At 66.5% G+C, this 12,124-nt stretch carries 13 protein-coding genes; 3 read left to right on the plus strand and 10 right to left on the minus strand.

The window, feature by feature from the left end; all coding sequences use genetic code 11:
- Positions 1-159 precede the first annotated feature (159 nt).
- Together ACSC1Y_RS06405 and ACSC1Y_RS06410 are read left to right on the plus strand one after the other, a co-directional pair.
- On the plus strand, positions 160-2,094 hold the full coding sequence (locus ACSC1Y_RS06405) for an aldehyde ferredoxin oxidoreductase family protein (RefSeq protein WP_435333866.1): 1,935 nt from the start codon (positions 160-162) through the stop codon (positions 2,092-2,094).
- 178 nt (positions 2,095-2,272) lie between these two features.
- Positions 2,273-3,940, plus strand: coding sequence for a vanadium-dependent haloperoxidase (locus ACSC1Y_RS06410; RefSeq protein WP_435333867.1), 1,668 nt, complete (start codon positions 2,273-2,275; stop codon positions 3,938-3,940).
- Between the two features lie 33 nt (positions 3,941-3,973).
- Here the strand turns inward: ACSC1Y_RS06410 and ACSC1Y_RS06415 are convergent, their stop codons facing one another.
- From ACSC1Y_RS06415 to ACSC1Y_RS06425, 3 genes are read right to left on the minus strand one after another with little or no spacing between them, the layout of a single operon-like run.
- The gene (locus ACSC1Y_RS06415) at positions 3,974-4,345 is read right to left on the minus strand and encodes a DUF8048 family protein (protein ID WP_435333868.1); all 372 of its coding nucleotides are present in this window, start codon (positions 4,343-4,345) and stop codon (positions 3,974-3,976) included.
- A gap of 1 nt (position 4,346) precedes the next feature.
- Positions 4,347-4,604, minus strand: a complete 258-nt coding sequence (locus ACSC1Y_RS06420; RefSeq protein WP_435333869.1) for a MoaD-like domain-containing protein — start codon at positions 4,602-4,604, stop codon at positions 4,347-4,349.
- On the minus strand, positions 4,601-4,885 hold the full coding sequence (locus ACSC1Y_RS06425) for a ubiquitin-like small modifier protein 1 (RefSeq protein WP_435333870.1): 285 nt from the start codon (positions 4,883-4,885) through the stop codon (positions 4,601-4,603). Before ACSC1Y_RS06425 ends, ACSC1Y_RS06420 begins: the two co-directional genes overlap by 4 nt.
- A gap of 110 nt (positions 4,886-4,995) precedes the next feature.
- On the opposite strand from ACSC1Y_RS06425, the gene ACSC1Y_RS06430 reads away from it, so the two are divergent.
- A complete protein-coding gene (locus ACSC1Y_RS06430; protein ID WP_435333871.1) occupies positions 4,996-5,586 on the plus strand; it encodes a riboflavin synthase in 591 nt (196 codons plus the stop codon).
- Between the two features lie 16 nt (positions 5,587-5,602).
- Here ACSC1Y_RS06430 and ACSC1Y_RS06435 read toward each other — a convergent pair whose 3' ends face one another.
- From ACSC1Y_RS06435 to ACSC1Y_RS06465, 7 genes are all read right to left on the minus strand, one after another.
- Complete coding sequence (locus ACSC1Y_RS06435; protein WP_435333872.1) at positions 5,603-5,989, minus strand: DUF7971 family protein; 387 nt, start codon at positions 5,987-5,989, stop codon at positions 5,603-5,605.
- 61 nt (positions 5,990-6,050) lie between these two features.
- A complete protein-coding gene (arcS, locus tag ACSC1Y_RS06440; RefSeq protein WP_435333873.1) occupies positions 6,051-7,802 on the minus strand; it encodes an archaeosine synthase subunit alpha in 1,752 nt (583 codons plus the stop codon).
- Between the two features lie 316 nt (positions 7,803-8,118).
- On the minus strand, positions 8,119-9,603 hold the full coding sequence (gene tgtA / locus ACSC1Y_RS06445) for a tRNA guanosine(15) transglycosylase TgtA (protein ID WP_435333874.1): 1,485 nt from the start codon (positions 9,601-9,603) through the stop codon (positions 8,119-8,121).
- Positions 9,604-9,683: 80 nt separating this feature from the next.
- Positions 9,684-9,872, minus strand: coding sequence for a hypothetical protein (locus ACSC1Y_RS06450; RefSeq protein ID WP_435333875.1), 189 nt, complete (start codon positions 9,870-9,872; stop codon positions 9,684-9,686).
- A gap of 518 nt (positions 9,873-10,390) precedes the next feature.
- The gene (locus ACSC1Y_RS06455; RefSeq protein ID WP_435333876.1) at positions 10,391-10,984 is read right to left on the minus strand and encodes an NUDIX hydrolase; all 594 of its coding nucleotides are present in this window, start codon (positions 10,982-10,984) and stop codon (positions 10,391-10,393) included.
- A gap of 38 nt (positions 10,985-11,022) precedes the next feature.
- On the minus strand, positions 11,023-11,178 hold the full coding sequence (locus ACSC1Y_RS06460) for a C2H2-type zinc finger protein (protein ID WP_435333877.1): 156 nt from the start codon (positions 11,176-11,178) through the stop codon (positions 11,023-11,025).
- 24 nt (positions 11,179-11,202) lie between these two features.
- Positions 11,203-12,096 (minus strand): alpha/beta fold hydrolase, encoded by an 894-nt coding sequence (locus ACSC1Y_RS06465; RefSeq protein ID WP_435333878.1) that lies wholly within the window; start codon positions 12,094-12,096, stop codon positions 11,203-11,205.
- Positions 12,097-12,124: the final 28 nt, after the last annotated feature.

Below are 12,124 nucleotides of genomic sequence, written 5' to 3' on the forward strand. Positions count from 1 at the left end.
GGGCGAGAGTTAGGTCCGTCGCCCTGGAGCGGGACCGTCGGCACACCCGTCTCCGGAGCCAATCCACCGCCAGACCGCGACGACGTAACCATTTATCATTACATCAGCCTCGCTAACAACCATCATGGTTCCGCCCCAATGTAATGGATAGACCTTACCATGACAGAGATTGGCGGTTTCCAGGACCACGTCGCTCGCGTCGACCTGTCGTCGGGGGACGTGAACTACGAAGGCATCGACGACGAGGACGCGAAGAAGTACATCGGGGCGCGCGGGCTCGGGGTGAAGTACGTCTTCGACCAGGGGCCGGACGTCGACCCGCTGGGGCCGGACAACCTGCTCGCGTTCATGAACGGCCCACTCACGGGCACGCAGGCCGTGATGAGCGGGCGAATCGCCGTCTGTACGAAGTCACCGCTCACGAACACGGTCACGGACAGCCACCACGGCGGCTGGTCCGGGGCACGGCTCAAGTGGGCCGGCTTCGACGGCCTCCTGTTCGAGGGCCAGGCAGACGAGCCGGTCTACGCCGTCGTCGAGGACGGCGAACTCGAACTCCACGACGCGAGCGACCTCTGGGGCAAGGGCGTCCACGAGACGCGCGATACGCTCGAAGAGCGCCACGAGGGCAGCTACGGGAAGAACATGTCCCTCATGGCCATCGGCGAAGGTGGCGAGAACGAGGTCCGCTACGCCTGCATCGTCAACGAGGACGACCGTGCTTCGGGCCGTGGCGGTACCGGCTGCGTGATGGGTAACAAAAAGCTCAAAGCCATCATCATCAAGTCCGGCACGAAGATGCCCAAGCCGAAAGACCCCGAGACGTTCCAGAAGGGCCACCAGCAGGCGATGCAGGTCATCCAGGAGTCCGACGTGACCGCCCCGAACGAGGGCGGCCTCTCGCTCTACGGGACGAACGTCCTGATGAACCTCACCGAGGAGATGGACGGGCTTCCGACGCGGAACGCGAAGTACACCTCGACCAGCTCCGAGGCCGAGGAGGACCCGAGCGAGCCGAACATCGACTCCGAGAAGGTCTCCGGCGAGAACGTCCGCGAGAACATCCTCGTCGACGAGCCGACCTGTCACTCCTGTCCCGTCGCCTGCAAGAAGGAGGTCGAGGTGACCTACACGCACAAGGGCAAGGACATGAACGTCCGCTCCGAGTCCTACGAGTACGAGTCGGCGTTCGCGCTCGGACCGAACTCGATGAACGACGACCGCGACTCCATCGCCGTGATGATCGACCGCTGTAACGACCACGGTCTCGACACCATCGAAGCCGGGAACATGATCGCGATGGCGATGGAGATGACCGAGGAGGGCAAGTTCGACGACATGGACACCGAGGGCGTCGAGTGGGGCGACCAGGAGGCGATGATCGACCTCCTGACCGCCATCGCCAACCGCGACGGCGAACTCGCCGACCTGCTCGCCGGCGGCGCGAACCACATCGCCGAGGAGATGGACGCCCACGACAACTCGCTCGCCGTCAAGGGCGAGACCATCCCGGCGTACGACCCGCGCTGCATGAAGGGCATGGGCATCGGCTACGCGACCTCGAACCGCGGCGCCTGCCACCTGCGCGGCTACACGCCGTCGGCGGAGATACTCGGCCTCCCGGAGAAGGTCGACCCCTACGAGTGGGAAGGCAAGGGACAGCTGACCGCGACCTTCCAGGACATGCACTGCATCTCCGACTCCTTCGACATCTGCAAGTTCAACGCCTTCGCGGAGGGCATCGAGGAGTACGTCCTGCAGTACAACGGCATGACCGGCCTCGACTGGTCCGAGGACGACCTGCTGACCGCCGGCGAACGCATCTACAACCTCGAACGCTACTACAACAACCTCGTCGGCTTCGACGGCGACGACGACTCGCTGCCGGACCGCTTCCTCGAGGACGGCGTCCGCGGCCAGGGCGCCAGCGAGGGCGAGTACTGCGAGCTCGAAGAGATGAAGGAGGAGTACTACGAGCACCGCGGCTGGGTCGACGGCGTCGTCCCGGACGAGAAGCTCGACGAACTCGGCATCGACTGCGGTCCCGGCACGGGCGTCAGCTCGGGCGACTCCGGCGCACCGGCCGACGACTGAACCGCGGCGACTCGAACGACACCTTCGCTTCTTTCGACCTCGCCCCGAACAGCCCTAGGGCAGCCTTCAACCGCCCGAACGACCAGTTATCGAACAGCTCAGCACACCGTAGTTATCCGCCGTAGCCGTGTAGATTGTTGCCTGAACCGGGCACGTTCGTCTGGTGAGGGGGAGTACAGTGAATCCCGATACGTGTGACGCTCGCGATGGCGTCGAGAGGAGGAGTGTACTGAAGGGGTTGGGCATACTCGGCGCACTGGCGACCGTCGGTTCGGTGAGTGCGACTCCGGGGGAACCCGACGAGAACACGGACGTGGGCGCAACGACCACACCGGTAATCGGTGACCGGAAGACACGAAAGCGACGTCGGAAGGCCGCGTACGAACAGCGCAAACACGCAGCACGGCACCAGCTGCTCGATGGACCGCTCGAAGCAGTAGTCACTAACGGCGACGAGGAGCGCTTCGGCGCGGTCGCAGCGTTCACGAAGGGAGTCACCAGCGACGCGCTGGGCGTCGCCACTCCCGCAGCATACGATGCGCTACTCGCCATGCTCGCTGGCGACGGTCCGCTCGACAGTGCGCACCTCGGTGGACCCCGGAAACTCGCGAACCCGACCGCTGCCCACTCGTTCGACGTCAGCGGTACCGACTCGCAGCTGACAGCGATGCCGCCGGCACCGGCGTTCGATAGCGACGAAACCGGCGCAGAGATGGTCGAACTGTACTGGCAGTCCTTGCTTCGAGACGTGGCGTTCGCCGACTACGCCACGCATCCGACCGCACTGCGAGCGGCGGCCGAACTCGATGAGCTGACGGGCTACACCGGCCCGAAGGGGCTCGTCGACGACCCGTCGCTCCTCTTCCGCGGAACGCTCGAGGACTGCGACGTCGGCCCGCACCTCTCGCAGTTCCTCTACCACCCCGTTCCGCGAGGGCTGGGGCACACACAGGAGCAGCGCTACACCGTCCCCACGGGAGGACCCGACTACGCGACCGGCGACGCCGACTGGCTGGCAGTTCAGCGGGGCTTCGTCCCCGACCGGACCGGACCGGTACCGACCGCGACTCGCTACCTAATCACGGGTCGCGATCTCGCGACCTACGTACACGCCGATTACGTCTACCAGGCGTACGAGGACGCGGCACTCATCCTGCTGGGCCTCGGTGTCCCACTCGACGCGAACCTGCCGACCTCGCCCGTCGAGGGCCACTTCGTCGACTTCGGCATCGCCGACGTGCTCGACGCCGTCACCGGCGTCAGCCGCCCCGCACTCCACGCGGCGTGGGTACAGAAGTGGCTGGTCAACCGGCGACTCCGGCCCGAGGCCTACGGCGGCCGAGTGCACCATCACCTGACCGGGAACGCCACGTACCCGCTTCCGACCACCCTGGTCGAATCCGACGCCCTGGCCGCCGTCTTCGATGCGCAGGGAACCTACCTGCTCTCGCAGGCGTACGCGGAGGGCTCGCCGATGCATCCGTCCTATCCCGCCGGCCACGCCGTAATCGCGGGGGCCTGCGTCACGGTGTTGAAAGCGTTCTTCGACGAAGACGCAGTGCTTCCGTCCGTCGACGACGCCGACTCACCGGGCTACACGACCGACACGCTCACCGCCCGGGGCGAACTGCACAAACTCGCGGAGAACATGTCGATCGGTCGGAACTGGGCGGGCATCCACTACCGGTCCGACGCGGCCGATGGCTACCGCCTCGGTGAAGCCGTCGCGCTGGCGTACCTCGTCGACCGGGCGCGCGCCTACGACGAGACCTACGGGTTCGACGGCTTCTCCCTGACGCGGTTCGACGACACCCCAGTCACGGTCACAGCCGACGGTGTCTACTGAGCCGTTCGACGGTCTCGCCTGCATCGACCGCCGCTACTCGCCCGCCCCTCGCGTACCGATGAAGACGCACTCTCGAATCTCCAGCGCCGCGTCGAACTCCTCGCGTCGGCCGGTCTGGCTCCCGACCCTGTACAGCTGTTCCTCGTGCGCCCGCCGGACCGCCTCGTAGGACTGCCTGTCGAACCCGAGCCGCCGCCCGATGCCAGCCCAGTGGCCCGACTCGACGAAGAAGACGACGTACTCGTCCGTCTCGTGGACGCACTCGTACTCGGCCCGGTAGTCGTCCACCCGCGACCGAAGGTCTTCCTGCACGAGGTCGACGAGTCCAGGCAGCTGGTCCGGCGGGACGCTCGCCTTCGCCGCGGCGACGAGGAGCACTTGCCCGTCGAGCGGGTAGCCGTCCATCTCAGCCGCCGGCTCGCATGGCTTTCTGGGCGAACCGCTCGACAACGTCGTCGAGGGTCTCGTCGTCGCCCTCGAACCGGACGGTCACCTCGGTGAGTTCGACCGTCGGCCCGATGGAGACCGTCTCCGAGGACAGTTCCGCCCGCCAGTCCTCGGCCTCGACGGTCTGGTCGTCGACGGCCTCTCCGCCGAGGTTCGTGAGGTAATGGCGCGCGAGCCGGACGGAGATTCCCCTGAACGACCGCTCCCGCGTCGTCATCGCGAGCCTCCCGCGACCGGCGGGAACACGGAGAGGGTGTCGCCGTCCTCGAGCGCGGTCCCGGTGCCGTTCATGTGGGTCACGTCGCGGCCGTTCTTGAGGACGCTGAGCTGTGGCCGTATCTCCTCACCGTCCAGGAGCTCCCCGTCGAGGCCGTCGAACTCCTCTTCGAGGGCGGTCAGAACGTGTGCGACGGTCACCTCGCCGTCGAACTCGCGTTCGATGGTCTTCTGGCCGACCGCCTCGCGGAAATTGGCGAAGAAACGCAGCTGCAGGTTCATTGGGCGACTAGAGCGGTGCCGGGGCAATAAAGGGAGGCGGCGACAGGACCGAGACCTCAAAATTGAGAACCATAACAGATTTTTCACAGAGGGGTGCGCTTTGAAACACGATGTATACTGGACTCGTCGTCGGCCGGGGAACGGTCAGCGCCGCCAACTCCGATTCAGAAGGCTACCTGTTACGAATAGAGACGAACGGTCACGTCCACCTTTCCCCCGGCGATAGCGTCGCTGTCTCGGGTATCTGCCTCACCGCAGAACGGACGGGGAACGGCTGGTTCGAAGCGTTCTGTACCGAGACGACTGTCGAGAAGACGGCCGTCGCGAGCTACGAAGCTGGCGACCATGTCAACCTCGAACCCCCGCTTCGGCTCGGCGAGACACTCGACGGGCACCTCGTCCGCGGGTGTGTCGAATCGACGAGCGAACTGCTTGCAGTCGACGACACGGGAACCGGCTGGCGGTTCCGGTTCGCCATACCGGACGGATTCGCAGGCTCGCTCGTCGAAGGAGGTGGCGTCACCCTCGATGGCGTGAGTCTGACGGTCGCCTCACTCGACGCGAACTCGTTCACCGTATCCGTGGTTCCTAAAACCTTCGAGCGGACCACCCTGCAGCACACCGGGCTGGGTGACCCCGTCAACTTCGAGCCGGACCTCGTCGCCAGCTACGTCGCACGGCAGCAGGCACTGGCTGACTGAGTCGGTTCCCGCCGCCCTACCTGTCGCTCAGCCGGATTCCGTCCTGTACGAGCCTGGCGTTTCGCTCGCGGTCCAGTCCGTCGGCGACCTGCTCGTACTCGTACAGCTGCTGGATGAGGTCCGCGTAGAGGTTCCGCCACGCGATGGCGTAGATTGGCGACTGGCCCCAGGCACGGAGCTCCGGAACGAAGTCGTCGAACCGTTCGACGCGGTCTTCCATCCGCTCGACCGCGTCCGCGACGAAGCCAGCGGCCTCGCGCTCCGTCTCCGACTCTGCGAGGGCGCGGTTGATGCGGTCCTCCCAGCTGGCGACGGCTCGTTGCATGTCGGCCTCGGCCGTCTGGCCGTCCTCGGGGAGCGACTCCAGGATCTGTCGAGGAACACCGAGCGAGATCTCGTCCATGTCCACGTGCTAGGGAGCGACGGTCAAAAAGGCACGTCGTCCTGTCCGGCCGCTGGTCCGACTACGTCTCCTCGACGTGACGCACCGACGTGGCCTCGCCGCGGGTGCTCTCTACCATCGCCTCGCCGTGCATCTGGGCGCGGCCGATACCGAACGCCTTCGGTCCCTGGATCACGACCTCGTCGCCGACGCGGATGTCCTCGTCGGCGTCGACGACGCCCGGCGCGAGGACGCTGCCGTGGGGGACGAAGCCGTCGATCTCGACGACCTTCGTCGGCACGTCCGAGTCGACCCAGCGCTTCGCCCCTTCGAGCGTGAGCGAGAGGGTCCCGTAGAGGGGCACCTGCGTGGCCAGCTGGGTGCCGTCCTGGTCGCGGACCTGTATCTTCGGATAGCGGCTCGTCGTCTGGAAGTCGCCGAAGACGGCGTCGCCAGCGTCCGGACCGAACTGATAGTCCGCGATGGCCCGGACCGTGTTGTGTTCGCGCTCGCGCTTCGAGTACTTCAGCTCGCCCGAGAGCGCCTCGCGGAGGTTCGCCAGACTCTCGTCGTCGGTCGGATGTTCGGCGACGGTGTACTCGATGGGGACGTCTACCTCGTCCTCGACTCGTTCGAGGATCGGACGGTAGTCCTCGGGCAGATGTGCGACGATTCGCGGATACTCGTTCCGTGCGAGGTAGCGTCGCAGGACCTCGCTGACGAACTCCAGTTCGCCAGCGGTCCAGCTCCCCGTCACGACCGAGTCGTAGTGCTGGGCCGGATAGGTCGTCTCCAGCTCCTGCGGGACGACGCCGATGGGCGAGGTCATCGAGACGACGTGTCCCCGGAACTGTATCGCGTCCATGTACTGCCGGTGGCTCTGGGACTCGCTGTAGGGTTTTCGCGCCGAACACGGGACCAGCACGAGGGGATGGCCGTCGAACCGGTTCCTGTACCGTGTAGTGATTCGCTCGGCGAACCGCTGAATCTCGACGCGGCGGAGGGTGTCCTCCGTCGTCGCGTCGAGGTCGGCCTCGCGGTAGACCGGCGTTCGCGACTCCAGGTAGCCGTACTGCTGGTCGAGTTCGCGGAACAGCGCGGTGAGCCACTGGTCCTGTCGGGCCTGTCCCTCGATGTAGTCGCGCAGACGGCCGTCGCGGATGCGACGGCGGACCCGCGAGAGTTCGGCCGCGAGCGCGTTCACGTTGTGCTCGGCACAGGCGGCGGTGTCGAACTCCTCACGCGGGACCTGACACGCCGGACAGGAGCAGGGTAGTTCGTCGAGGTCCTCGAGGAAGTACCGGTCGTCCGTCGTGAGGTACTCCCCTTCGAGCCCCTTGACACGAGCCTTGGCGGCGTCGAACAGGTCGACACCGGCGTAGGCGAGCGTCGCGACGTTCCGGGGCGTGGCGACGCCGGAGAGGAACAGTCCCGTGTCGTCCGGAATCGCGTCGCGGACGGTGAGGATGGCGTCTTTCATCCCGGCACCGTGGCCGACCGACCCCTGCGCGTCCGAGAGGACGTACGCGTCGGCACCGTAGTCCGCCGCGGTATCGGTCGATACGACGACCGCGCTCGGGTAGTCGACCTCGGGATAGTCCACGGCGAACGACTCCTGCACCTCGTCGGCGGTTCCTGCCGGGAGGCCGCGGTGGGGCAAGATCGTCAGGCGCGACTCGTCGCCGTCGGGCAGGTCGCGCTCTGCCGGCCAGAGGCTCCCCGCGTCGTCGACGACGTCGTCCACGAGCGCCGGGGTCGTCACCGGCTCCGACAGGCGGAGCTCCGCCCGTCGGGCCGCCCCGTCGCGCTCGTGTACCTCGAAGTACTGGGTCATGGACGCGTCTCGGTGGCCGACGCTCAAGGGTCTTGCTTTCCACCCCGACCTAAAGGACGGACATGTGAACGCAGAGAGTAATCGAGGTGTCACCCCAAGCGATGCGTGGGTGCAGGCGACGCACGGTGGCGACCCGTTCGACGGAGGCCACCGCGGCGAATGCGGTCCGGATGGCGACCGTCGGTCGACGGGACTACGGCGGCGCACGCTCGCACAGTGGCGCTGTGCACGTACAGGGTCGGTATCAGCCACCGATCCTCCCTCGGTTCTTTCCCCCCCTTTCGGCACTGACCCAGCGACAGGTGCGCCGTCGACGCTAGGGCAGCCGTTCGCTCCGTTCCGTGAGGTTCACGTGGTCTACCCCGTCCGGAACGAGCGCCAGCGCACTCTTCGGCCAGTCCGCGTGTGCTAACGTGAACGAGGTCTCTGGATTCAGTTCGGCGAGCCGTTTGACCCCCATCGCGGCCCGCTCGTAGGCGTCTCGGTCGAGCCGGTCCGGAAGTTCGGCAGTCAGCGGATAGGTGTTACGCAGCGCCTTCGGGAACGGCCCGAACGGCGGAACGACCTTCCACGACTCGTCGTACTCCTTGGAGTGCGAGCCCTCGGTCAGGAGGACCTCTCCCTCCGGCGAGAAGCGATCCAGCCGCTCCTGATGGCGCAGAACCTCCGGTCGGGCGGCACTCTCGTTCGAGAGATAGAAGAACGAACCCTTCGAGACCGGGTCCGTCTCCTCGAGCTGCGCCGAGTGCTGGACGAGCGCCCGGTAGCCGTCGAGCATCGCCGGGTGCGAACGGGCGCGCTCTTCGACGAGTTCGAGCAGGTTGCCCTGCCGGATGGCCTGCTTGATGCGGCGGATCTCCTCGAACGTGACGTGGAGGTTGTGCGCCGCCAGCTCCTCTTCCTGCTCGCGCTCGGACAGCTGGCGCAGCTCCGCCGGCTCGTACTCCGTACAGACCGGACAGGAGCACGGGAAGTAGTCGAGGTCGTCAAGATGTTCGGTCCCCCTGACCGTGAGGTAGCGGCCGTCACGGGCGTACAGCGCGTACGCAGCGCTGTCGAACAGGTCACAGCCCATCGCGACCGCGAGCGCGAACATCATCGGGTGGCCCGCGCCGAACAGGTGGACCGGACAGTCGTGGTCCAGTCCGCGCTTCGCCCCGGCGACCACGTCGACCATGTCGCCGTAGCGGTAGTCGTTCATCAGCGGGACGACCGCGCCGACCGGGAACACGTCGAGGTCGGTTTCGGCGGCGTGTGCCCCGGCCTCCTCGCGCAGGTCAGGGTAGGTCGAGCCCTGGACCGGCGCGTTGACCAGCATGTCGCCGACATCGATTCCCTCGGCGACCTCGAGCCGTTCCTTCGTCGTCGCGAGCTCCTCCTCGGCCCGCTCGCGGGAGACGTCCGGCGGCGTCGGGATGTCGACCGGCGTGCCGATGTCGCTCCCGATGTCGTGCTGGAACTGGAGTATCTCCTCCGTCGTCGTGTCTATCTTCCCGTACTCCGCGAGCTGGAAGCTCCCCGAGTCGGTCATGATGGCGCCGTCGAAGCCGAGCATCTCGTGCAGACCCTCCTCGAGCGCCTGCTCGCGGACGTCCTCGGTCGTCTTGATGATGTAGGAGTTCGTGATGAGGATCTCCGCGCCGAACTCCTCCGCGAGGCGCTCGGGCGGGATGGTGATGATGTTCGGGTTGATGACCGGCAACAGCGCCGGCGTCTCGACGGTGACGCCCGCGCGGGGGACCGTCAGCTCCCCGATGCGGCCACCTGCGTCGACGTCCCGAAGCTCGAAGTGGTCTCTCATTGGCCTCGGCTATCCGGGCAGCGCCGGTAAGCGTGTCGTTTGCCGGGACGGTTTGCGAGACGCGTCGCTCTCGGTGCGCCTCAGTCCTGGCGTGCGTTCCGCAAGAGCGCGAGCTCGAGCGGAAACGCGAGGAGGACGAGCCCGGCGACGAGCCAGCGGGTCGGGCCAGAAAGTGCGACGAGGACGTAGGCGAGGAGCGCCAACTCGCCGAGGAGGAGGATGCCGAGGGTCTGTCGGCTGGTCAGGCGGGACCCGTCGCTCGTGGGCATACCGGGAGTTCGACGTGGGCGACTATCAGCGTGGTGGCGATTGCGGAACCGAGATGACGTCGTCACTCCGTGATGGCGAACAGGCGGCCCTCGAACGGGTCGCCCTGCGGTGGGCCGCACACCCGCCGAGTTCGCAGGGCGTCTGTCGTTACAGGATGGGGGTTCTGGCCGCCTGTTCGTACTTGAAGTGTCGTGTGTTTTCGTGAGAGTGCGGTTGGAGAGTGGTGCGGAGGTTGGTTCAGGAAACGAATTCGGGAATCACGATAGCGACGAGAGACCGCAACAGCAACCGCACCGCCTCCACTACTCACGGCTCGCTGACGCTCGCCGCTCGCCACGAGGCGACTTCGTCGCCTCGCTTCCCTCCCCAGCCGATTCGCTCGACTCACTCCACTTCGTTCCGTTCCGTCTCACTCATCCCTCGCGCAGCTTCAGCTCGCGGCTCTCACTTCGTTCGAGCACGCTCGCCAGCGCGCGCCAGTTTGTCGTTTCAGAATTTGGTGCAACGAGAATTCGGCTCAAACGTCGTGCTGCTCGCGGAACAGCTCGTAGTACATGAGCCCGGTCACGGCCCGGCCATCCCGGATGTCGCCCGACTGGACGTCGGCGAGCAAGTCGTCGTACTCCGCCACGTCGACGCGGATGCTCTCGTTGAAGTCGAGGTCCTGTTCGTCCGCGTCCTCGCAGCCGTAGGCGACGAAGTGATGGTGGACCGAGTTAGCGATGCCGTTGGCCGGTTCGATGGTCGTCAGGTGTTCGACGCGGTCTGCGACGTAGCCGGTCTCCTCGGTGAGTTCGCGCTTCGCGGCGAGGGCGAGGTCGTCGTCCTCGGGTTCGACGGTACCGGCGGGGAGGCCGCGGTTGACGTGGCCGACGGCCTGCCGCCACTCCTCGATGACCACCACGTCGCCGCCAGTGGTGAACGGGAGGACGACCACGGCGTGGGGTTCGTCGACGTAGTCGAAATCGGTCTCGGTGCCGTCGGGCAGCGTCACCTCGTCGTGGACGACGTCGAACCCGGGGCACTCGTAGCCGACCCAGGAGTCGGTCGTCTCCCAGGCGAGCGGGTCGCGGTCTGCCGCCCCGTCGGCCGTATCGTCGGAGAGGTTCATATCGAAGCCGTGGCTCGCGGGGTAGAAAAGTCCGGCCGTCAGCGAGCTTCGAACTGGAGGTCTCGGCCGGGGTTCTCGGCGACGACCCACCAGTGGACGTCCTCTTTCGGGTGGCGTCGCGCGACGTGTTCCTTCAGGCTTCCCCCCTCGTCGAAGTCGCGGCCACAGATGTTGCAGCGGTTGTGTCGGGCCATGCAGAGAGTACGTTCCCTCGGCGCTTATCGGTGGTACTCCACGAAATCGAGGAGTTCTTCGGTGACCCGGTCGGGGGCGTCCAGCTGGACCCAGTGGCTCGCGTCGGAAATCCGGACGACGCGGCAGTCGGCTACCCACTCGTCCAGCCCTTCCGTCAGTTCCGGCACGAGCGCGGTGTCCGCCTCGCCCCAGAGGACGAGCGTGGGCACGTCGACCTGCTTCCTCGCGGTATCGCCCCGCATAAACGGGACCCGGTCCTTCACGTTCTCCCGGAACAGCGCCCGGTAGTAGTTGAGCGCCGAGGTGGCGGCTCCCGGGCGGGAGAAGGCGTGCCGGTAACGGGCGAGGTCCGCGTCGGTGAATGCGTCTTCACGTCGGGCTGCGTCACCGAACAGGTCCTCGAAGACGGCACAGTCCTTCCGCGTCAGGAACCACTCCGGGAGCCACGGCAGCTGGAAGAACGCCATGTACCACGAGCGGCGTCGCTGTTCCGGGTTGCCGCGAAGCTCCCGCTCGAACGGTCCGGGGTGCGGCGCGTTCATGATGGTGAGCGACTCGACCACGTCGGGGAACCGGGCCGCCACGTCCCAGGCGACGCCGCCACCCCAGTCGTGGCCGACAAGGTGAACCGACTCGTCGAACTGCCGGGCGAGTTCAGCGACGTCCATCGAGAGTTCCGAGATGCAGTAGGCGGCGACGCCGTGGGGCTTCTCCGAGCGGTTGTATCCCCGCATGTCGGGCGCGACGACGTGGTAGCCGGCCTCGGCGAGTTCCGGAATCTGCTCGTGCCAAGAGTACCAGAACTCGGGGAAGCCGTGGAGCAGAAGGACGGTCTCCGCCTCGGGGTCACCCGCCTCGACGTAGTGGAGGCGTACGTCGTTCACGATGGTCTGGCCGTGGGTCCAGCGCTCGGTCATACCGGTGGTTCAGGCGCGGGGGAGAAAG

It is taken from the genome of Haloarchaeobius lipolyticus, assembly GCF_051208015.1.
GTDB lineage: Archaea > Halobacteriota > Halobacteria > Halobacteriales > Natrialbaceae > Haloarchaeobius.

Bases quoted from the DNA above. Each gene is read 5' to 3' on its own strand.
- ACSC1Y_RS06405 (WP_435333866.1), top strand. From the start codon at position 160: ATGACAGAGATTGGCGGTTTCCAGGACCACGTCGCTCGCGTCGACCTG.
- ACSC1Y_RS06415 (WP_435333868.1), bottom strand. From the start codon at position 4,345: ATGGACGGCTACCCGCTCGACGGGCAAGTGCTCCTCGTCGCCGCGGCG.
- ACSC1Y_RS06420 (WP_435333869.1), bottom strand. From the start codon at position 4,604: ATGACGACGCGGGAGCGGTCGTTCAGGGGAATCTCCGTCCGGCTCGCG.
- ACSC1Y_RS06425 (WP_435333870.1), bottom strand. From the start codon at position 4,885: ATGAACCTGCAGCTGCGTTTCTTCGCCAATTTCCGCGAGGCGGTCGGC.
- ACSC1Y_RS06430 (WP_435333871.1), top strand. From the start codon at position 4,996: ATGTATACTGGACTCGTCGTCGGCCGGGGAACGGTCAGCGCCGCCAAC.
- ACSC1Y_RS06435 (WP_435333872.1), bottom strand. From the start codon at position 5,989: ATGGACGAGATCTCGCTCGGTGTTCCTCGACAGATCCTGGAGTCGCTC.
- arcS (WP_435333873.1), bottom strand. From the start codon at position 7,802: ATGACCCAGTACTTCGAGGTACACGAGCGCGACGGGGCGGCCCGACGG.
- tgtA (WP_435333874.1), bottom strand. From the start codon at position 9,603: ATGAGAGACCACTTCGAGCTTCGGGACGTCGACGCAGGTGGCCGCATC.
- ACSC1Y_RS06450 (WP_435333875.1), bottom strand. From the start codon at position 9,872: ATGCCCACGAGCGACGGGTCCCGCCTGACCAGCCGACAGACCCTCGGC.
- ACSC1Y_RS06455 (WP_435333876.1), bottom strand. From the start codon at position 10,984: ATGAACCTCTCCGACGATACGGCCGACGGGGCGGCAGACCGCGACCCG.
- ACSC1Y_RS06460 (WP_435333877.1), bottom strand. From the start codon at position 11,178: ATGGCCCGACACAACCGCTGCAACATCTGTGGCCGCGACTTCGACGAG.
- ACSC1Y_RS06465 (WP_435333878.1), bottom strand. From the start codon at position 12,096: ATGACCGAGCGCTGGACCCACGGCCAGACCATCGTGAACGACGTACGC.